The 18787-nt window shown below is 65.6% G+C and carries 17 protein-coding genes; 6 read left to right on the top strand and 11 right to left on the bottom strand.

The window, feature by feature from the left end; all coding sequences use genetic code 11:
- Positions 1–15 precede the first annotated feature (15 nt).
- Positions 16–642 (top strand): glutathione S-transferase family protein, encoded by a 627-nt coding sequence (locus tag DYI37_RS16630; RefSeq protein WP_116684385.1) that lies wholly within the window; start codon positions 16–18, stop codon positions 640–642.
- Positions 643–656: 14 nt separating this feature from the next.
- Here the strand turns inward: DYI37_RS16630 and DYI37_RS16625 are convergent, their stop codons facing one another.
- The 6 genes from DYI37_RS16625 to DYI37_RS16600 form a co-directional block, all read right to left on the bottom strand.
- Complete coding sequence (locus DYI37_RS16625; RefSeq protein ID WP_116684384.1) at positions 657–1610, bottom strand: Gfo/Idh/MocA family protein; 954 nt, start codon at positions 1608–1610, stop codon at positions 657–659.
- A gap of 77 nt (positions 1611–1687) precedes the next feature.
- On the bottom strand, positions 1688–2458 hold the full coding sequence (locus DYI37_RS16620; RefSeq protein WP_116684383.1) for a HesA/MoeB/ThiF family protein: 771 nt from the start codon (positions 2456–2458) through the stop codon (positions 1688–1690).
- A gap of 11 nt (positions 2459–2469) precedes the next feature.
- Positions 2470–3630, bottom strand: coding sequence for a DNA replication/repair protein RecF (gene recF, locus DYI37_RS16615; protein ID WP_116684425.1), 1161 nt, complete (start codon positions 3628–3630; stop codon positions 2470–2472).
- A 29-nt stretch (positions 3631–3659) separates the two neighbouring features.
- Positions 3660–4784 (bottom strand): DNA polymerase III subunit beta, encoded by a 1125-nt coding sequence (gene dnaN, locus DYI37_RS16610; protein ID WP_116684382.1) that lies wholly within the window; start codon positions 4782–4784, stop codon positions 3660–3662.
- 168 nt (positions 4785–4952) lie between these two features.
- Positions 4953–6470, bottom strand: a complete 1518-nt coding sequence (gene dnaA, locus DYI37_RS16605) for a chromosomal replication initiator protein DnaA (protein WP_116684424.1) — start codon at positions 6468–6470, stop codon at positions 4953–4955.
- 95 nt (positions 6471–6565) lie between these two features.
- Positions 6566–7000: a rhodanese-like domain-containing protein gene (locus DYI37_RS16600; protein WP_116684381.1), complete on the bottom strand. Its 435-nt coding sequence runs from the start codon at positions 6998–7000 to the stop codon at positions 6566–6568.
- A gap of 949 nt (positions 7001–7949) precedes the next feature.
- Between DYI37_RS16600 and DYI37_RS20170 the strand changes: the two genes are divergently transcribed.
- From DYI37_RS20170 to DYI37_RS16575, 5 genes are all read left to right on the top strand, one after another.
- The gene (locus tag DYI37_RS20170; protein ID WP_199520185.1) at positions 7950–9572 is read left to right on the top strand and encodes a glycoside hydrolase family 25 protein; all 1623 of its coding nucleotides are present in this window, start codon (positions 7950–7952) and stop codon (positions 9570–9572) included.
- A gap of 44 nt (positions 9573–9616) precedes the next feature.
- Positions 9617–9976, top strand: coding sequence for a hypothetical protein (locus DYI37_RS16590; RefSeq protein WP_245413972.1), 360 nt, complete (start codon positions 9617–9619; stop codon positions 9974–9976).
- A 195-nt stretch (positions 9977–10171) separates the two neighbouring features.
- On the top strand, positions 10172–11158 hold the full coding sequence (locus DYI37_RS16585) for an L-threonylcarbamoyladenylate synthase (RefSeq protein ID WP_116684379.1): 987 nt from the start codon (positions 10172–10174) through the stop codon (positions 11156–11158).
- 44 nt (positions 11159–11202) lie between these two features.
- Positions 11203–12636 (top strand): FAD-binding oxidoreductase, encoded by a 1434-nt coding sequence (locus DYI37_RS16580; RefSeq protein ID WP_116684378.1) that lies wholly within the window; start codon positions 11203–11205, stop codon positions 12634–12636.
- Positions 12637–12799: 163 nt separating this feature from the next.
- Positions 12800–13396: a DUF6101 family protein gene (locus DYI37_RS16575; RefSeq protein ID WP_116684377.1), complete on the top strand. Its 597-nt coding sequence runs from the start codon at positions 12800–12802 to the stop codon at positions 13394–13396.
- Between the two features lie 36 nt (positions 13397–13432).
- On the opposite strand, the gene radC is transcribed toward DYI37_RS16575, so the two are convergent.
- From radC to cmk, 5 genes are all read right to left on the bottom strand, one after another.
- Complete coding sequence (gene radC, locus DYI37_RS16570) at positions 13433–14197, bottom strand: RadC family protein (protein ID WP_116684376.1); 765 nt, start codon at positions 14195–14197, stop codon at positions 13433–13435.
- 16 nt (positions 14198–14213) lie between these two features.
- A complete protein-coding gene (gene map / locus DYI37_RS16565) occupies positions 14214–15062 on the bottom strand; it encodes a type I methionyl aminopeptidase (RefSeq protein WP_116684375.1) in 849 nt (282 codons plus the stop codon).
- 20 nt (positions 15063–15082) lie between these two features.
- On the bottom strand, positions 15083–15811 hold the full coding sequence (gene sfsA, locus DYI37_RS16560) for a DNA/RNA nuclease SfsA (RefSeq protein WP_116684374.1): 729 nt from the start codon (positions 15809–15811) through the stop codon (positions 15083–15085).
- A 295-nt stretch (positions 15812–16106) separates the two neighbouring features.
- A complete protein-coding gene (gene rpsA, locus DYI37_RS16555) occupies positions 16107–17810 on the bottom strand; it encodes a 30S ribosomal protein S1 (RefSeq protein ID WP_116684373.1) in 1704 nt (567 codons plus the stop codon).
- A gap of 330 nt (positions 17811–18140) precedes the next feature.
- Positions 18141–18779: a (d)CMP kinase gene (cmk, locus tag DYI37_RS16550; RefSeq protein ID WP_116684372.1), complete on the bottom strand. Its 639-nt coding sequence runs from the start codon at positions 18777–18779 to the stop codon at positions 18141–18143.
- Positions 18780–18787: the final 8 nt, after the last annotated feature.

Raw genomic sequence — 18787 nt, 5'->3', positions numbered from 1 at the left:
CGAGAAGGGACCCCCATGATCCTGATCGGACAATATGATTCGCCCTTCGTGCGCCGGGTCGGTATCGCCCTCGTGACCTATGGCATCGCCTTCGAGCACCGGCCCTGGTCGGTCTTCGGCGATAGCGAGAAGATCGCGCGGTATAATCCCTTGCGGCGCGTGCCGACGCTCGTCCTCGACGACGGCATGGCGCTCCTCGACTCGGCGACCATCCTCCTTCATCTCGACGAAATGGTCGGACCCGATCGGGCCCTCATCCCCGCAAGCGGTCCGGAGCGACGCCGTCAGCTACGGCTTTGCGCCCTTGCGGCGGGCCTGTGCGAAAAGATGGTCGCGCTGATCTATGAGCGGGTCCTGCACGAGACGGTTTCGAAGGTCTGGATCGACCGGTGCAACGGGCAGATCCATGAGGGGCTCGCAGTGCTCGAAGGCGAGATGGCGTCCGTGAAGACGGATTTCGTCTTCGGCGCGACGCCCGGCCACGCGGATATCGCGATCGCGGCCGCGCTCCGGTTCTTGTCGGACGCCCATCCCGCGATCCGCGCAGGCCTCGAATGCGACGGCCTCGCCGCGCATCTCGCCCGCTGCGAGGAGCGGGCGGATTTCCTGGCGATCCGCCAGGCCTTCATTCCCCCGGCCTGACGCCGAAGCGCCCCCTACTTCGTCTCGAGGGGTGAGATCTCGGCGAGAATACGAACGGTCTCCACCGCTTCGTCCGCCCCCGTCTCCGGCGCTTTTCGCGTGGTGATGCAGTCGATGAAATGGACCAGCTCGTTGGTCAGCGGAAGGCCCGCCTCATAGGACAGGTATTCCACCGGCGCGTTCGCGAAGTCGAAGCCCGTTCCGTTCGGCCAGACCTTGTGACCGTAGTAGAGAAGCTTCTCGTTCTCGGAGGCAAGATCGTCGAACACCAGCATGCCCTCGGTTCCGATCGCGACGAAACGGCGGTCGCGATAGGGCGAGACGCGCGAGACGTGGACGTCGGCCGTCACGCCATTGGGGAACGTGAAGGACATGTCGCCGATATCCGTCTCGTTGCTGAGGACGGTGCGCCGCTTGGCGCGGATCGTGTCCGGGTGACCGCCGGCCAGATGCAGGATCAGGGACAGATCGTGGGGCGCCAGATCCCAGATGACGTCCATGCCGAGAAAACGGCCGAGACCGAGCCGATTGGCGATGAGGTGCTTCAGGGTGCCGATGCGCCCTTGGGCGACGAGCTCGCTCAGCTTGCGAAACACCGGGTGGAACCGAAGCACATGGCCCACCATCAGGATGCGGCCGTGATCCTCCGCCGCTTTCGCGGTCGCTTCGGCATCCTCGCGGTGGAGGGCGATGGGCTTTTCGATGAGGACGTCCTTGCCTGCGGCGAAGGCGCGCCGGGCCGTCGGTCCGTGAAGGCGTGCGGGAAGCGCGAGCACGAGGGCGTCGATCTCCGCGTCCTCGATCGCCTCGTCCAGCGTGAGGGCGCGCACGCCGTAGCGCTCGGCAAAGCCACGCGCCCGCTCGGCATCACTGTCGGCGACCCCCGCAAGGCACCGCATCTCGGCGAGGGTGCGAACATGGTTCTGGCCCCACTGGCCACAGCCGACGACCGCGATTCTGGGCGCCATGCGGTTTCTCCTCGAATGGGATTGCTGTTCGTCCCGCCGGGGTAATCCCTGTCAGCCCCGAGGGCAAGGGAGGCCGATCAGGTGCCGCGAGCACCCATGCGCCGGTAGCGGATCGTCTCGAAGCGCATGGCGAGGAGGTCGACCATCAGGAACCGGCCGAGGAGAGGCTCGCCCGTGTCGCAGATCATCTTGACGGCCTCGGAGGCGGCTAGCGTGCCGAGGACGCCGGTCGTCGTGCCGAGGATGCCGGCCTCGGCGCAGGAGGGAACCGTGCCGGCAGGAGGGGCTTCGGGGAAGAGATCGCGATAGCGGGGCAGGGGCCGACCTTCGCTATCCGTCCGATGCGGCGCGAGCACCGTGAGGGAGCCCGAGAAGCGCTGGACGGCGGCCGTCACCAGCGGCACCTTCCGCTCTTCGCAGAGATCGGCCATCCCATAGCGGGTCGCGAAATTGTCGGAGCCGTCGACGACGAGGTCGCAGGAGCCGACGAGGTCGGCACCGTTCTCGCGGGTGATCCGGTGCGCGAAGGCCTCGAAGCGGACATGCGGATTGATGCGGGCAACGGCGCGTTCGGCGCTCTCGAGCTTCGTCTCCCCGACATTCTCGGTTCCATGCAGAACCTGCCGCTGAAGATTGGAGAGGGAGACCACGTCGTCATCGGCGCAGACGAGGGTACCGATGCCGGCGGCCGCCAGATAGAGGGCGACGGGCGAGCCGATGCCCCCCGCACCGACGACCAGCACGCGCGCGGCCTTCAGTTTCTGCTGTCCGGGACCGCCGATCTCCGGAAGCACGATGTGCCGCGCATAGCGTTCGAGTTCGCTCGCCGAGAGCATTGCGTCGTTCATGGTCTCGTCCCTCATGGTCCGGTGCGTGCCGCCCCGTCGGTGATGGTCACCATCTGTGCGCGCTCGCCGAGGGCTTCAAACAGAGAGGCGTCGGTTCCCGTCATGAAGGTCTGGCCACCGAGTTCGGCGACGAGATCGAAGAGGCTCGCCCGTCGTCCGGCATCGAGATGGGCGGCGATCTCGTCGAGAAGCAGGATCGGTGTCATGCCCGAGAGAGCCGAGGTGATCCTCGCATGGGCGATGATCAGACCGACGAGAAGCGCCTTCTGTTCGCCCGTGGACGAAAGGCCCGCCGGCATCGCCTTGGCGAGATGGGTGACGGAGAGATCCGCCCGATGCGGACCTTCCAGCGTGCGCCCGGCATAGGCGTCCCGCATGCGGTTGCGGGCGAGGCGCTCGCGATATCGATCCTCGATCTCGACCGCGGGAGCTGAGAGGTCACTCGTCTCCAGGCCGTGATCGAGGTCAAGCCCGGCCTTCGGGAAGGGCGAGGCGATATCGGCCATGGCGATCGCGCGTTCGAGATGGCCGACGAGCTGATCGCGCGCAAAGACCATCGCGACGGCGAGCTCGGCCATCTGGGTCTCGATGCCAGACAGCCAGACATCGTCATTCCGGTTGTCCGAAAGCAGTTTGTTGCGCGAGCGCATGGCGCGTTCGAAATCGCCCGCGCGACGCCCGTGCGCCGGATCGATCGACAGGACCATGCGGTCGAGGAAACGCCTGCGGTCGCCCGCCGGACCGGTGAAAAGGCCATCCATGCCCGGCGTCAGCCAGACGATGCGGGACAGATCGAGAAGCTCGTCGCTGGATTTCACCACCGTCTCGCCGATGCGCACCTGGCGCGAGGCCGGGCGGTCCTCCTCGCCTTTCACACCGGTGAGGACGCTCGTCATGTCGTCGCCGAGGGTGAGATCGGCACGCACGGAAAAGGCGTTCGCCCCGGCCTGACGCATCATCTCGCCATAGGAGGCGCGCCGCATGCCCCGCCCCGGCGAAAGCAGCGACAGGGCCTCCAGGAGATTGGTCTTGCCGGCACCGTTCGGGCCGGCGAACACGACGAAACGCTTGTCGAAGCGAAGATCGAGAGAGCCGTAATTGCGGAAGTCGTAGAGCTTCAGTGCCGAGACGCGACTGAGGCGTCCGGCCGATAAATCACCGATCGAGGACATTGCGGCCCCGGGATCGCCCGTCTCTTCGCTCACACCCGCATCGGCATGAGGACATAGAGGGTCGAGGCGTCGCCGCCGTCGCGGATGAGGGTCGGCGAGCCCGGATCGGCGAGGACGAACACGGCCTCCTCGCCGGAGAGCTGGCTCGTCACATCGAGGAGGTAACGGGCATTGAAGCCGATCTCCAGATCGTCCGAATCGTAGCCGACGGGCAGTTCCTCGGTCGCGGTGCCGGCATCGGGCGAGTTCACGGTGAGCGTCAGGTTCGAATCCGACAGGGAGAGCTTCACGGCGCGGCCGCGCTCGGAGGAGATCGTCGAGACGCGGTCGACCGCAGAGGAGAACACCGCCCGGTCGAGCGTCAGTTCCTTGTCGTTGTTCTGGGGGATGACGCGCTGATAGTCCGGGAAGGTGCCGTCGATCAGCTTCGAGGTCAGCACCACCGGGCCGATCGTGAAGCGGATCTTGGCATCGGAAAGATCGACGGTGATCTTCGCGTCGTCGTCGCAATCGCCAAGGAGCTTCTGGATCTCGCCGACGGTTTTGCGCGGCACGATGATGCCCGGCATGCCCTCCGAACCGCTGGGCGCCTTCATTTCGGCCCGGGCCAGACGATGACCGTCGGTGGCGACGGCCCGAAGGGTCAGATCGCCATCGGTCTCGATCGTGTGGAGGAAGATGCCGTTGAGATAATAGCGCGTCTCCTCGGTCGAGATCGCGAACTGGGTGCGCTCGATGAGGCGCGCCAGTTCCTGGGCTTCGATCTGGAAGGAGTGGCTGAGTTCGCCGGCGGTGATGTCCGGGAAATCGGTCTCGGGCAGGCACTGGAGACGAAAGTTCGACCGGCCGGCCGAAACCGTCATCTGCGTCTGCTCCTCGTTCAGCGCGAGCTTGACTTCCGAGCCGTCCGGCAGCTTGCGCACGATATCGTAGAGGAGATGGGCCGGAACGGTGGTCGCCCCATCCTGCTCGCCCTGGGCGCTCACCCCCTCGGTGATCTCGATATCGAGATCCGTCGCCTTCAGGCCGAGTTCCCCGGAGCTTGCGCGAAGCAGCACGTTCGACAGGATCGGGATCGTGTTGCGGCGTTCGACCACCCGGTGGACATGGGCCAGCGACTTCAGGAGGTTCGATCGCTCGATGATGATACGCATGGGACGGGACCGTTCACGAAAGGGGCAGGCGAGGAAGGCGCGGGTCGGCGCGCCGACCGTCGGAATGCCGGTCTTAGCGGCAAACGCCCTCGTTTGGAAGCATGGGTAGGGAGGCGAGGGGCAGACGAGCGGCCGGTCCCGCGATCCGCAGAAGTGGTCTGCCCGTCCCTATTCCTCGATCATCCGCCGGATGACGTCGAGCTCCTCCGAGAAGGCCTCGTCCTTGCCGCGCTCGGCTTCGATCTTGCGCACGGCGTGAAGCACGGTCGTGTGGTCGCGGCCCCCGAACCGCCGGCCGATCTCGGGAAGAGAGCGCGGCGTCATGGTCTTGGCGAGATACATGGCGATCTGGCGCGGGCGCACGATGGTGCGCGTGCGCCGGGCCGAGAGGATGTCGGTGCGCGAGATGTTGTAGTGGCGCGAGACGAATTTGAGGATGTCCTCGATCCGCACCCGGCGTTCGGCCGTCGAACGGGAGAACTGGGAGAGAAGGTCGCCGATCGCGTCCGGGGTGAGGGGCTGGCCGAGGGAGTGGCGGAAGGCGATCTGGTTGAAGGCGCCTTCGAGGTCGCGGCCGGTTCCGTCCACCCGCCGCGCGATCGCGTCGATCGTCTCTTCGGGAAGGGAGAAGGTGAGGTCGTCGGCGGCCATCGCCTGGATGCGCATCTCCACGATCGCGCGGCGCATGGCATAGTCGGGGGCCGCGATTTCGAGCGTGATGCCGTTGGACAGGCGCGAGCGCACGCGCGGATCGAGGCTTTCGAGATCCTTGGCGGGCCGGTCGGCCGCGCAGATCACGTGCTTGGCCGAATCGATCAGCGCATTGAGGAGATGGCAGAATTCGTGCTGGATCGACTTGCCCTGCAGAAACTGGACGTCGTCGATGATGAGGACGTCGGTCCCGCGCAGGGCATCCTTCAGGTCGAGCGCCTTGTTGTCGCGGATCGCCGAAGCGAAGCGCCACATGAAGTATTCAGCGGTGAGATAGACGACGCGGGGCGCGTCCTCCCGTTCGGCCGCCGCATTCGCGATCGCCTGCAGGAGATGCGTCTTGCCGAGGCCGACGCCCGCATGGACGAAGAGCGGATTGAAGCGGAAGGACTGGGGACCGTTTTCCGCGATCGCCCGGCCTGCCGCCATCGCGACGCGGTTGGCCGCACCCTCGACGAGAGTGTCGAAGACGTAGCGCGGATCGAGCGGGGAGCCGAGTTCGCAGCCGTTGGCAACGCCGCTCGGGCGGGCGGGCGAGGGGGCTTTGGCCCGCTCGGACGAAACGGCGGGCGAAGCGGCCGCGCCATCGGTCCCGTTGGCGGCCATTCCGCTCGCACGAGCGCCGATGCTCTTGCCCTCGGCCGCACTCTCCTTCTGCACCATCCGCACGCCGCCGCCGCGAATGGCGCTGCGCACGACGACGTCGACGCGCAGCGTGCCGGGCACTTCCGCCTTGAACGCCTCCGTCAGCATCTCGTCGTAATGCCCCCGGATCCAGGAGCGCAGGAAGGCCGTCGGGACCGAGACCTGACAGACGCCCTTGCCGACATGATCGAGATGCATGCGCTGGAACCAGCTGGCGAAGATTTCGGGGCCGAGCTGAGCCTTCAGCCGCGCACTGATCCGCGCCATCACGGCTTCGTTGTCGTCCGCTGCGGTCCTGCCCCCGAAATCGTCCGTCGCTCTCGCCATCATCGCCAGGTCCTTCATTACGAAATACATAGAGAGCCCATGCCCGTGCCCGCGCATGGCTCTTGAAGTGTCGAATTGTCAGAAAGTCTGAAGCCGGATCAGCTCTGCTGCCAGGGCAGGCCGTCCGCCTTCCAGCCAGCCCGCTGGCCGCGGTGTCCGGCCTCGTCGGGCGGACCTTCGAACCCGCCCGCGATATTGAAGCAGTTGGCAAAGCCGTGAGCGGTCATCATCGCGGCGGCGGATGCGGAGCGCTGGCCCGAGCGGCACAGGAAATAGATCTCCGCGTCGCGGTCGCCGCCGGCCTTCTCGATGGCGTCGGCGACGGTCGTGGCGAAGTTCGGGTCGATCGACATGCTCGGAAAGGTCTGCCACTCGGCGAGGATCGGGCGCTTGCCGGCAGACTCCAGACGCGGAATGCCGACAAAGGTCCATTCCGGCCGGGTTCTCACATCCACGAGGAACGCATTGGGGTGGTCGCTCAGACGCGACCAGCATTCCGATGGGGAGACATCGGCTTTGTATTCACCTTGCATGACACACTTTCCCCGTTCCCTCGACAAGCATCGTCGAAGGTTGCACACGTCGTTCGTCCGCGCGCGATTGAATTACGAATGGACCAAGGGAGCTAGTTGCTGGAGCGCCCGCGAGACTGATCGAAATCCATGCCCGATGGCGGCCCGTTCGCCGCAAACAAGTCTGGTTTCGTCGATGTTCCCGGCACGCTGCGATGCTCCAACCTTGTCTCGAACTGGAAAATACGGCCCGGCCCCGAGGCTGGCAAGGCGCGCTCGGGCGGATTCGCCTCGCCGCTGCCGCAAGTGTGGCGCGGCGAACAGACTCGGGGACGCGACCGGTTGTGAGGAATCCCGTAGAGTCAGGGGCTCCACAGAAAAGATCTGTTGAAACGCCGGCTGCGGATATTTTTTTTGCCTCAATTGTAAATGCCCCGCTTGACTCAAGGGGTGCACCGATTGCGCCTCCGGAGGAAAATCGAAATGTTCAGTGACCTCAATCAAACATCGGATATCGTGGAGAGATTATCGTGATCGTTCCGCCGGTCCGGTTTCTCCCGGAATCCCGCCTGTGCCCGGCATCGAATCGCAACCGTGCATGGACTTGCCGCGCGGTACCTCCTCGCGAAAGGATTGGGGCCATCTTCGCACCGGCTCCCCAAACGAAGCGCGCCGCTGCCGCAAGGGGGCTCCGCGCTTCGACATATCGCCGTCACATTCCGGGGTGCCAGCCGGCGCGAACACGCGCCGCCCGGTCCCCGAGACGCTGCCGCGCCTGAGGGGCGCGCATTTCTCGGCTCGGATCCGCCTTCGCCCGGAACCTGACAGAATTGTCTGCCACACCATGGGAGCAGAGGGCGTGTTCGTGCGCCGAACGCGATGTTCCGCGCCGACGCAAGGAAGCCATGAGAGGATCGGGCTTCGGACCACGAGAGACGATCTACGACACAGTCGAGGGGATCCACCGAATATGACGACGACGAATGCCGCGTCTGCGACGGGCCTTGTAAGGGGACTGGTTCTGGCAATCGGCCTCATCGGTCTTTTCATCCAGCCGTCCCATGCGGCCTGGACCGCCCCGTGGAAGGACCCGGAAAAGGCACTCGTGATCGATGCCTATGAGTTCAACCCGATCGACTGGGAGAAGATGACGGCGGACGAGCGGATCGTCGGTTTCATCAGCAAGGCCTCCGATGGCCTGCCGCCCGCCTATCGATGCACCGGGCTGAAGGACGACGCCTGGAAGCTCTGCACGAACCGCTGGTGGCGCTACTCCGTCACCAAGGAACTCTACATGACGCGCCGCCAGATCGCGGACGCCAAGGACATGCTCTGGGGTGCCTATCATCTGGCCCGTCCGGGAAATCCGCGCGAGCAGGCCGATCATTTCATCGATTTCGCCGAGCCGCGCGAGAAGGATCTGATCGCCCTCGACATCGAGGATCTCAGCGACGAGTTCATGAGCCTCGAGGATGCCGAGATCTTCGCCGATCAGGTGAAGGTGCGCACCGGCCGCTATCCCGTCCTCTATACCAACGGCAATACGGCGAAGTTCATCTCCGACAATCGGGCGGACTATCCGCTCCTCTCGCGGCTGCCGCTCTGGTATGCGCGCTATACCGGCGACATCGCCGGCAAGTTTCCGGAAGACACCTGGCCGAACTACGCCCTGTGGCAGTTCTCCTCCATGCACAACTGCAATCGTCGCTCCTGCCCCTATAGGGTGGACGGAACCCGCGACGATATCGACGTGAATGTCGCGACACTCAACGAGGCGGATCTGCGCAAGGCCTGGCCGTTCGAGGAACTGCACGATCTGCCACCGGTGGCGGACGAACCGCTGCTCGTCGCCTCGGGCGATGAGGACGAGAACGAAGCCGCAGCCGGGTCCCTCGCTGTAATGGGGGCGCGCGAAGACGTCGATGCCGGTGGGCTCCTCGCCGCCTACGGCTCCTCCCAGCGGCACCGCAATCGCCTCGATCCGCTCGAACTTCTGAACACGGTCGCGGCGCAGGAGCCGAAGCGGGCCCATAGCCATGTTCGAGATCAGCTCGAAGACGCCCGCACCCTGAAGATCGAAGGCGCCGCGAAGACGAGCCTTGAGGCCGAGGCCGAGAAGGCCAAGTCGGCCAGGACGCCCGCCGACGCAAAGGGCGAGAGCGAGGCGTCGTTGCAGATCGGTGAGCCGGCGCCCGGCATGCCGGTTCCGAGCCCGAACCCGAAGAAGCGCCGCGCCGCCAAGAGCGAGCCGGCCGCGACGCCCGAAAGAGGGGAGCCAGCCTCGGCCGAAGAGACCGAAGCTGTGTCCTCCGCAAAGCCTAAGGCGCAAGCCGAAGTGGCGAGACTGCCAGAGAAGGAGAACGTCGCTCGATCCGTGATGGCCTCGGCAGACGCCGCGGGTGAGGCTGCCGACGTGGCGGCGCTGCCGATGTTCGGCGAGACGCGATCGCGTGAGGTCATGGCTCGCTTCGATGCGGCGCTCAAGACGAAAGACGATGCTCAAAAGACCGATCCAGCGGGGGCCGTTCGAGATGGAGACGCGCGGATCTCGTCGGCCTTCGACCTCACCCGAGAACTTACGCACACCCGCTGAAGATCATCTCGACCCGGTCCAGGCCCGATAAAGTTGCTTTCGGGATGGAACCGAATTCAAACTGCGACAGTTTGGCCAGCGCAAAAGAACAAAATGCGTTGGAGTTTCACATGGGTAAGGCAATTGGTGCGATCGTCGCGGTCATCGTCGTGGTCGTCGCTGCGTATTTTCTCTTCTTCTTCGTCGATGTCGACCAGACCCAGGAAGGCGAGCTTCCGTCGGTCAGCGTCGAGGGTGGTCAGATGCCTGAGGCCGACGTCCAGACGGGCGATGTCGATGTCGGCACCGAGGAAGTCACGGTCGACGTGCCGACCGTCGACGTGACACCGGCTCCCGAGGAGGGTGCCGATGAACCCGCAGCAGGCGTTGCCACCGACAACCAGCAGCCGGCGACGAACAACTGACCTGCCGGATGTGATGTCGGAACGGAGGGTCGAGCGCGGGCCTCCGATCCGAACGAGAATGTTGTCGATGACTGATGGGCGGCCGATGGGCCGCCCGTTTTAGTTTGGCCGGCGCTCACCTGTCGCCCGCTCGCCTGCCCACCTGCCTCTGCCCGGCACTGGACCTGCCGGTGCGAAAGGGGCAAGGAATGCCCCATGTCTCTCTCCGCTCCGCATCCCGAGATTCTTCCTGTGGGCGCAGGCGATCGCGACGCGATCGACGCCGCGCTGAAGCTGCTTGATGCCGGGCGCTGCGTCGTCGTGCCGACGGAAACGGTCTATGGCCTCGCGGCCGACGCGACCAATGGTGAAGCCGCGGCCTCGATCTTCGAGGCAAAGGGGCGCCCGAGCTTCAATCCACTCATCTGCCATGTCGCATCGATGGCGATGGCCGCGCGTCATGCAGAGGTGGATCCCGTCGCGCACAAGCTCATGACGGCGTTCTGGCCGGGGCCGCTGACGATCGTTCTCGATCTGGCGGCATCGAGCGAGATCCATCCGCTCGTGACGGCGGGGCTGATGACCGTCGGCCTGCGCATGCCGCGGGGGGGCTTGAGAGAGCTTGCGGAAAGGCTCGGGCGTCCGCTGGCCGCGCCGAGCGCCAACCGCTCAGGCGGCGTCAGCCCGACGACGGCCGAACATGCGGCCCGCTCCCTCGGCTCGCGGGTGCCTCTGATCCTTGATGCCGGCCGGACGGAGGTTGGCGTCGAATCCACGATCGTGCGTGTGGCAGGGGACCATGTGGTTCTCCTGCGGCCGGGCGGGATCACGCGGGACGAGCTGCGCGAGGCGGTCGGACTGCCGATCGTGGATGCGGGCGAGGGCGGCGCGATCACCGCTCCCGGTCAGCTTTCCTCCCATTACGCGCCTTTCGGGAGCGTGCGTCTTGATGCGGCCCATGTCGAGCCCGGCGAATGGTTGATCTCGTTCGGGCGTTCGAAGATCGAGGGCCGCGACCATGCGGCGGGCGAGATCAATCTCAGCCCCGCTGGCGATCTGAGGGAGGCCGCCGCCAACCTCTTCGGCGCTCTCTCGTCCCTCGACAGGCCGGACGTCAAGGCGATCGCGGTCGCATCCGTTCCGAGGACCGGGCTCGGCGAGGCGATCAACGACCGCCTGCGGCGCGCCGCCGCCCCGCGATGATGCCCGATATTGGACGCGGCGTTCCTTCGCGGTAGATCGCCGGAATGAACACGATCACCGACGTCATCGAACCCGGCCTTCTCCAACGCTTCACCGAAATCGTCGGGGGAGCGAACGCGCTTCGACCGGAGGAAGCCGGCGAGCGCTATCTCAGCGAGCCGCGCGATCTTTTCCACGGCAGGACCGCGCTTGTGCTGAGACCCGGCAGCGTCGAGGAGGTTGCGAGGATTGTCGCGCTTGCGGCCGAGAGCCGAACGCCGATCGTGCCGCAGGGCGGCAATACCGGCCTCGTCGGCGGTCAGCAGCCGCGATCGACGCGCGAGATCCTCGTCAATCTGTCGCGTCTCGACAAGATCCGCGAGATCGACCGGGCGGGCCGGACGATGACCGTGGACGCGGGGGCCGTGCTTCAGACCATTCACGAGGCGGCCGAGGCCGAGGGCATGTTCTTTCCGCTCTCGCTCGGCTCGAAGGGCTCCTGCCAGATCGGCGGCAACCTGTCGTCGAATGCCGGCGGGACGGGCGCGCTCGCCTATGGGACAGCGCGGGACCTGTGTCTCGGCATCGAGGCGGTCCTGCCGGACGGCTCGATGCTCAACGGCCTGCGGCGCCTCAAGAAGGACAATCGCGGCTACGATCTGCGCCATCTTCTCATCGGCGCGGAGGGAACGCTCGGCATCATCACCGGTGCGGTTCTGAAGCTCTTTCCGGCGCCGGCCGGTCGCGAGGTGGCCTATGCGGGACTGCGCTCGGCCGAAGACATGCTGGCGCTTCTCGCCATCGCCGAACGGCATGCGGGAATGCACCTCACCGCCTTCGAATTCCTGCCCCGCATCGGCATGGAGATGACGCTGAAGCACACCGACGGCGTGCGCGATCCCATGGCCGATCCCCATGACTGGTACGTGCTTCTCGAAGTGACCTCCCATCGCTCCGTCGAGGAGGCGTCCGAGACGATGGAGGCCGTTCTCACCAAGGCCTTCGAGGCCGGTATCGTCGAGGATGCGGCCATCGCCCAGTCCAGGCGGCAGGCCGACGACTTCTGGCGCATGCGCGAGGAGATGAGCTGGGCACAGAAGCCCGAGGGCGGATCGATCAAGCACGATGTCTCGGTGCCGGTGGCGAGCATTCCGCAGTTCCTGGCAGAGGCGGGCGAGGCCGTTCTGTCGGCCGTTCCGGGCGCCCGGCCCGTGCCCTTCGGCCATCTCGGCGACGGCAATATCCATTACAACGTCTCGCAGCCGATCGGTGCCGACAAACCTGAGTTTCTGGCCCGATACGACGAGGTGAACGATCTGGTCCACGCCGTCGTCCGTCGCTTCGACGGCAGCTTCTCGGCCGAACACGGGATCGGCGTCCTGAAGGCGGACGAACTCGCCCGCACGAAGGCCGGCCCGGAATACGAGGCGATGCGGGCCATCAAGCGGGCTCTCGATCCTTACGAGATCATGAACCCCGGCAAGGTCATTAAGATCTAATTCAAGTTTTCTTTTCGTTCACTGTGCAACTGGTGAAGTTTGCTTAACCGCCTTTCTTAGGCGGGGCGCAACAGGGCGCGCCTAGATTGGTCTCATCAAAGGCCGGGAGACACCGGCCGACAAGAGAAGCCGAAAACGGCTCTCAGGAGAGGCAAGAGGCGTCATGACCATCAACGTTGCACAGAGCCTGGACCATCTTCCCCGCCCCGAATGGGCGGCAGCGCCCGTCCGCATCGATCCGTCCCTTCCGGTGGCCTCGCAGGCGATCGAAGTGAAGGCGGGCGCCGGTGACGAGGAGACGATCCGCTATCAGGTGACACCCCGCGGCGCCGTCATCCACCGCAAGCTGAGCCGGGCGGGTCTGCCCGTCTCGATCGCCCTGTCGGCCCGTGCCTTTTCGGGCATCGCCGCCCGCGCGATGGAGCACGACGACGGCTCGGTGACCGTGACGCTCGAACTTCACCATCCCAACGACCCCGCGCTCTGCGTGCCCCTTCTGGTCGCCTCCGATCTCTACGACATCGCCGCGGACTGGCGCTCCTGGGCGGATTTCTTCTCCCTGCCCATGCTGATGATCGAGGCCGATGGCACCGTCGTCGCGCTGGAAGACAGCCTCGGCGCGGTCCGGACCGGCGATCCGGCTCCCCGTCGCAGATCCGCCAACCGGGCACGCCGTCCCCGCTTCCTCGCCCGCCGCAAGCCCGGCGGCCTCGGAATGCGCATGATGGTCGATGGCGACGAGATCATCGCGCGTCACTGAAGGAATGGCTCGACGGGCGCACCCCGAGCCCGGCCCTCAGATGAGCTTGAGCCCCCTCAGGCTCGCATGGCCGCTCTTGCCCACGATGATATGGTCGTGGAGGCTGATACCCAAAGGTTTCGCCGTTTCCTGGATCGTCCGCGTCATCTCGATATCGGCGCGCGAGGGCGTCGGGTCTCCCGAAGGATGGTTGTGGACGAGGATGATCGCCGTCGCGTTCAGCTCCAGCGCCCGCCGCACCACCTCGCGCGGATAGACCGGCGTATGGTCCACCGTTCCCTGGCCCTGCACCTCGTCGGCGATGAGGGCGTTCTTCTTGTCGAGAAAGAGCAGGCGGAACTGCTCGCGCGGCTCGTGCGCCATGACGGCCGTGCAGTATTCGAGAACCGCCGACCATGAGGACAAGACCTCGCGCTTGCGCACGGCCGAGCGCATGGCCCGCTGGTTGATGCCGGCGATGATCGCTAGATCCAGCGCCACGGCATCCTTCACGCCTTCCACCTCGGTGAGAAGCCGTCGCGGCGCATTGAGAACCTCCGCGAGCGAGCCGAACCGGGCGATCAGCGCCTTGGCGATCGGTTTCACGTCCTTGCGGGGAATCGATCGGAAAAGAACGAGTTCGAGAAATTCGTAATCGGCGAGCGCATCCGAGCCCTGATCGGCGAAGCGGGCCTTCAATCGCTCGCGATGGCCGTCGTGATGTCTCGGGGCCGCCGCAAGTCCCGGCTTTCCCGCGCGCTCCTCGAGCCCCGAAGGTCGCGCTGTATCGTCATCCGTGTCCGGCGCACCCTTCCGCGTCATTGCCCCGCGCCGTCCGTCAGGCCGCGTCGGTCAGTGGCGGAACGGAGATCCCCGGCGTATCCGAGCCGTTGCGCGAATAGGTGAAGACCTCGCATCCATCCTCGGTGACACCGAGGGAGTGCTCGTATTGCGCCGACAGGCTGCGGTCGCGCGTGACGGCCGTCCAGCCATCGGCCAGGATCTTCACATGCTGGCGGCCGGTATTGATCATCGGCTCGATGGTGAAGATCATGCCGGGCCGCAGTTCCGCGCCTTCGCCACGGCTTCCGTAATGAAGGATGTTCGGCGCGTCGTGGAAGAGCTTGCCGACGCCGTGGCCGCAGAAGTCGCGCACGACCGAGCATCGCTCGGCAACGGCGTATTCCTCGATCGCCGCACCGATATCGCCCACATGGCCGCCGGGTTTCACCGCCGCGATGCCGAGCTGCAGCGCCCGATAGGTGACCTCGCAGAGCCGTTCGCTCGCCCGCTTGACCTGGCCGACGGGATACATGCGCGAGGAATCCCCGTGCCAGCCGTCGACCACATAGGTCACGTCGATATTGACGATATCGCCTTCCTTCAGCGGCTTCTGGTTGGGAATGCCATGGCAGACCACGTGATTGATCGAGGTGCAGACGCTCTTCGTATAGCCCCGGTAGTGAAGCGAGGCCGGCGCGGCGCCGCGATCGAGGCCGAACTGCCAGACGAAATCGTCGATGGCTTGGGTCGTCACGCCCGGCTTGACGATGTCGACGAGGGCATCGAGGCATTCGGCGGTGACGCGCGAGGCGCGGCGCATGCCCTCGAAGGCTTCCGGTCCATAGATTCGGATCGCACCCGTATTGCGCTGGGGATCGGCTTCGGCTTCAAGATAGGTGGTCATGGCGATCGGCTCGGGGTGTTTCAGGACGGGTCCACCGAACCTTTGTCGCGGACGGGGATCGGGACGACCGGCGTGATGGCTTTCAGGGTGATGTCGCACCGAACGCCGTAGGCTTCAACCCCTCGTGCGCGCGCCTCAGCGAACGCCGCCGCATAGGCGGGATCGAGATCGACCGCGAAACCGATCTCGTCGCAGTCGGCGCGCTGGACGACATAGAGCATCACCGCCCGTGCGCCGGCGTCGACCTGATCTGAGAGTTCGCGCAGATGCTTGGCGCCGCGCGTCGTCACGCAGTCCGGAAATTCGGCAAGGCCGGCCCGGCGCATCAGGTGGACATTCTTCACCTCCACATAGACCGGGCGCCCGCCATCCTCCTCGCCGAGAAGATCGATCCGCGAATTGAGACCGTATTTCACCTCGCGGCGCAACGGTCCGATCCCGCGAAGCTCCGGCACGAGGCCGGCGGCCAGCGCTTCCTCGGCGAGGCGGTTCGGCAGGCCGGTGTTGATGCCGACAAGGGTTCCGTCCGCCTCCACCACCTCCAGCGTCATCGGCAGCTTGCGGGCCTTGTTCGGCGAGCGCGACAGCCAGACCCTCGAGCCCGGCGCCTTGAGGCCCATCATCGCACCGGGATTGGGGCAGTGAACCGTCACCTCCTCGCCGGTTTCTTCGATGACGACATCGGCGAGGAACCGCTTGTAGCGCTGGAGAAGGCGGGCGGGGAGCAGCGGGGAGGAGAAGTCGGCCATCGGACCCTGCTATTGCGGCAGGCCCCGATCGTCAACGCGCCGCGATGCTGGGGCCTTTGACCCGATTCAAGGATCGGGTCCAAGGTTTGGGTTTCCTGCCGACCCATCGGATGGTCCGAAATCCGGGTCGACATTTCGGTTCGATGCTGGAGGCCGAAAACGGCAATGTGTCGGAACCCGGAACGGCAAAACGCCCGCCGAGCCGGGCTCGACAGGCGTTTCGTCTGCGATGATGCTCCGCCGAAAGGATCGGCGGAGCCTTCATGATGGGCTGTCGGAGCCCGCGAGCGATCTCTTAGGAGTCGTCGCGGTTGCCCTTGAGGGCCGCACCGAGGATGTCGCCGAGCGAAGCGCCGGAGTCGGACGAGCCGAACTGCGCCACGGCTTCCTTCTCCTCGGCGATCTGCAGCGCCTTGATCGACAGGCCGACCCGGCGGGCCTTCTTGTCGAACTGGGTGACGCGTGCGTCGATCGTCTGGCCGACCGAGAAGCGCTCGGGGCGCTGCTCGTCGCGGTCGCGGGCGAGATCGGAGCGGCGGATGAAGGAGGTGAGATCGGTATCGACGATCTTGACCTCGATGCCGCCGTCGTTGACCGCCGTCACCTCACAGGAGACGACCGAGCCGCGACGGACTTCACCGGCTTCGGCAGCTTCGACGAACGGATCGCCGCCGACCTGCTTCATGCCGAGCGAGATCCGCTCCTTCTCGACGTCGACGTCGAGAACCTGAGCCTTGACGAGGTCGCCCTTGTTGAACTCCTCGATCACCTGCTCGCCCGGACGGTTCCAGTCGAGATCGGAGAGATGGACCATGCCGTCCACATCGCCTTCGAGACCGATGAAGAGACCGAACTCGGTCTTGTTCTTCACTTCGCCCTCGACGATGGCGCCGACCGGGAACTTCTCGGCGAACGCATCCCACGGGTTCTGGAGCGTCTGCTTCAGGCCGAGCGAGATGCGGCGCTTGTTCGGGTCGACTTCGAGAACCACGACCTCGACCTCCTGGGAGGTGGCGAGGATCTTGCCCGGATGGACGTTCTTCTTCGTCCAGGACATCTCGGAGACGTGGATGAGCCCTTCGATGCCCGGCTCCAGCTCGACGAACGCACCGTAGTCGGTGATGTTCGTGACGCGTCCCGTGACCTTGACGCCCATCGGATACTTGACGCCGATGCCGTCCCACGGATCGGCCTCGAGCTGCTTCATGCCGAGCGAGATGCGATGGGTATCCTGGTTGATGCGGATGATCTGGACCTTCACGGTCTGACCGATCTGCAGGATCTCCGTCGGATGGTTCACGCGGCGCCACGCCATGTCGGTGACGTGCAGCAGACCATCGATGCCGCCCAGATCGACGAACGCACCGTAGTCGGTGATGTTCTTGACGATACCGTCGACGACCTGACCCTCTTCGAGGTTCTGGACGATCTCGGAGCGCTGCTCGGCGCGGCTCTCTTCCAGAACGGTCCGGCGCGAGACGACGATGTTGCCGCGGCGCTTGTCCATCTTGAGGATCTGGAAGGGCTGCGGGGTGTTCATCAGCGGCGTCACGTCGCGGATCGGACGGATGTCGACCTGGGAACGCGGAAGGAAGGCCACGGCCCCGTCGAGGTCGACCGTGAAGCCGCCCTTGACCTGGTTGAAGATCTGGCCTTCGACCTTCTCGTTCTCGTTGAACTTGGCTTCGAGGCGGATCCAGCTCTCCTCGCGGCGAGCCTTGTCGCGCGACAGGACGGCCTCGCCCAGCGCGTTCTCGATGCGCTCGACATAGACCTCGACCTCGTCGCCGACCTTCAGGTCGCCGTCGCGGCCCTTGGCGCCGAATTCCTTGAGGGCGACGCGGCCCTCGACCTTCAGGCCGACGTCGACGACGGCCATATCCTTCTCGATCGCGACGACGGTGCCCTTGATCACCGAGCCTTCTGCAACGTCCTGCTCGTGGAACGAGGCCTCGAGCATGGAGGCGAAATCATCGCGAGAGGGATTGAGATTTGACATTCGTTCTCCTTGAAGACCTTTCCGGCTCATCAAAACCGCTGGAAAGGCATTGCGCCGGTGATCGCCGAAAGGACGATCGGGTTCGAGTATCCAAGGTCCGAAGATCGGGTTCCGCCCGCAAGGCGCCGGGGCGCCGGGATGCGGGCAAGGCGGCCGCCGCGAGGACTTGCGCTCGGGCAGGGCCGCCGTCCGGCGCGAAGAACGCCGAAACGGACCGGTTCATCGAAGTCCGCACTCCAGAGCCCCGTCTCGCCTTCGGCGATATCGAAGCCCCATGAGCGAAAAGGGCGTACCCTCTTCACGAAGGCCGCCCGTCGAACTCCGTCCCGGCTAGGTCTGAATGTGCGCGTCGATCAGACGGCACGCCTCGCGGAACACGCCTTCTATACTCAATTCGCTGGTGTCCAGCAAGTGCGCGTCCTCGGCCGGTTTCAGGGGGGCTACGGCGCGATTGGAGTCCCGGTCGTCGCGCTGGCGGACCTCCTCGAGAATCGTTTCGTAGACGACGGCCCGGCCCTTGGCGTTCAGCTCGTCGGTGCGCCTGCGCGCCCGCACCTCGGCGCTCGCCACGACGAAGATCTTCACGTCCGCATTCGGGCAGATCACCGTGCCGATATCGCGTCCGTCGAGAAGGGCGCCGGTGGGGCGGTCCGCGAAATCGCGCTGGAACGCGGTGAGGGCCCTGCGAACGCCCTCATGGGCTGCGACGCGCGATGCGAGTTCACCCGCTTCGCGTCCGCGCAGGGCGCCCTCGTCGATATCGCCGGTGTCGAGATCGCGTGCCAGCGGCTCCATCGCCTGCGGATCGTCGAGATCGAGCCCTTGTGCGGCGGCCTTGCGACCGACCGCCCGGTAGAGGAGGCCGGTATCGAGATATGGCAGGCTGTAATGGGCCGCGAGCTGCTTTGCGAGCGTGCCCTTGCCGGCGGCCGCCGGTCCATCGATGGCGATGACGAGGGGTCTGGCCATTGCGGAGT

It is taken from the genome of Fulvimarina endophytica (genome assembly GCF_003403015.1).
Taxonomy (GTDB): domain Bacteria; phylum Pseudomonadota; class Alphaproteobacteria; order Rhizobiales; family Rhizobiaceae; genus Fulvimarina; species Fulvimarina endophytica.
Note: the sequence above shows the minus strand (reverse complement) of the source record. Positions and strands in the feature narration are given on the sequence as shown.

Bases quoted from the DNA above. Each gene is read 5' to 3' on its own strand.
- DYI37_RS16630 (WP_116684385.1), top strand. From the start codon at position 16: ATGATCCTGATCGGACAATATGATTCGCCCTTCGTGCGCCGGGTCGGT.
- DYI37_RS16625 (WP_116684384.1), bottom strand. From the start codon at position 1,610: ATGGCGCCCAGAATCGCGGTCGTCGGCTGTGGCCAGTGGGGCCAGAAC.
- DYI37_RS16620 (WP_116684383.1), bottom strand. From the start codon at position 2,458: ATGAACGACGCAATGCTCTCGGCGAGCGAACTCGAACGCTATGCGCGG.
- recF (WP_116684425.1), bottom strand. From the start codon at position 3,630: ATGTCCTCGATCGGTGATTTATCGGCCGGACGCCTCAGTCGCGTCTCG.
- dnaN (WP_116684382.1), bottom strand. From the start codon at position 4,784: ATGCGTATCATCATCGAGCGATCGAACCTCCTGAAGTCGCTGGCCCAT.
- dnaA (WP_116684424.1), bottom strand. From the start codon at position 6,470: ATGATGGCGAGAGCGACGGACGATTTCGGGGGCAGGACCGCAGCGGAC.
- DYI37_RS16600 (WP_116684381.1), bottom strand. From the start codon at position 7,000: ATGCAAGGTGAATACAAAGCCGATGTCTCCCCATCGGAATGCTGGTCG.
- DYI37_RS20170 (WP_199520185.1), top strand. From the start codon at position 7,950: ATGACGACGACGAATGCCGCGTCTGCGACGGGCCTTGTAAGGGGACTG.
- DYI37_RS16590 (WP_245413972.1), top strand. From the start codon at position 9,617: ATGGAACCGAATTCAAACTGCGACAGTTTGGCCAGCGCAAAAGAACAA.
- DYI37_RS16585 (WP_116684379.1), top strand. From the start codon at position 10,172: ATGTCTCTCTCCGCTCCGCATCCCGAGATTCTTCCTGTGGGCGCAGGC.
- DYI37_RS16580 (WP_116684378.1), top strand. From the start codon at position 11,203: ATGAACACGATCACCGACGTCATCGAACCCGGCCTTCTCCAACGCTTC.
- DYI37_RS16575 (WP_116684377.1), top strand. From the start codon at position 12,800: ATGACCATCAACGTTGCACAGAGCCTGGACCATCTTCCCCGCCCCGAA.
- radC (WP_116684376.1), bottom strand. From the start codon at position 14,197: ATGACGCGGAAGGGTGCGCCGGACACGGATGACGATACAGCGCGACCT.
- map (WP_116684375.1), bottom strand. From the start codon at position 15,062: ATGACCACCTATCTTGAAGCCGAAGCCGATCCCCAGCGCAATACGGGT.
- sfsA (WP_116684374.1), bottom strand. From the start codon at position 15,811: ATGGCCGACTTCTCCTCCCCGCTGCTCCCCGCCCGCCTTCTCCAGCGC.
- rpsA (WP_116684373.1), bottom strand. From the start codon at position 17,810: ATGTCAAATCTCAATCCCTCTCGCGATGATTTCGCCTCCATGCTCGAG.
- cmk (WP_116684372.1), bottom strand. From the start codon at position 18,779: ATGGCCAGACCCCTCGTCATCGCCATCGATGGACCGGCGGCCGCCGGC.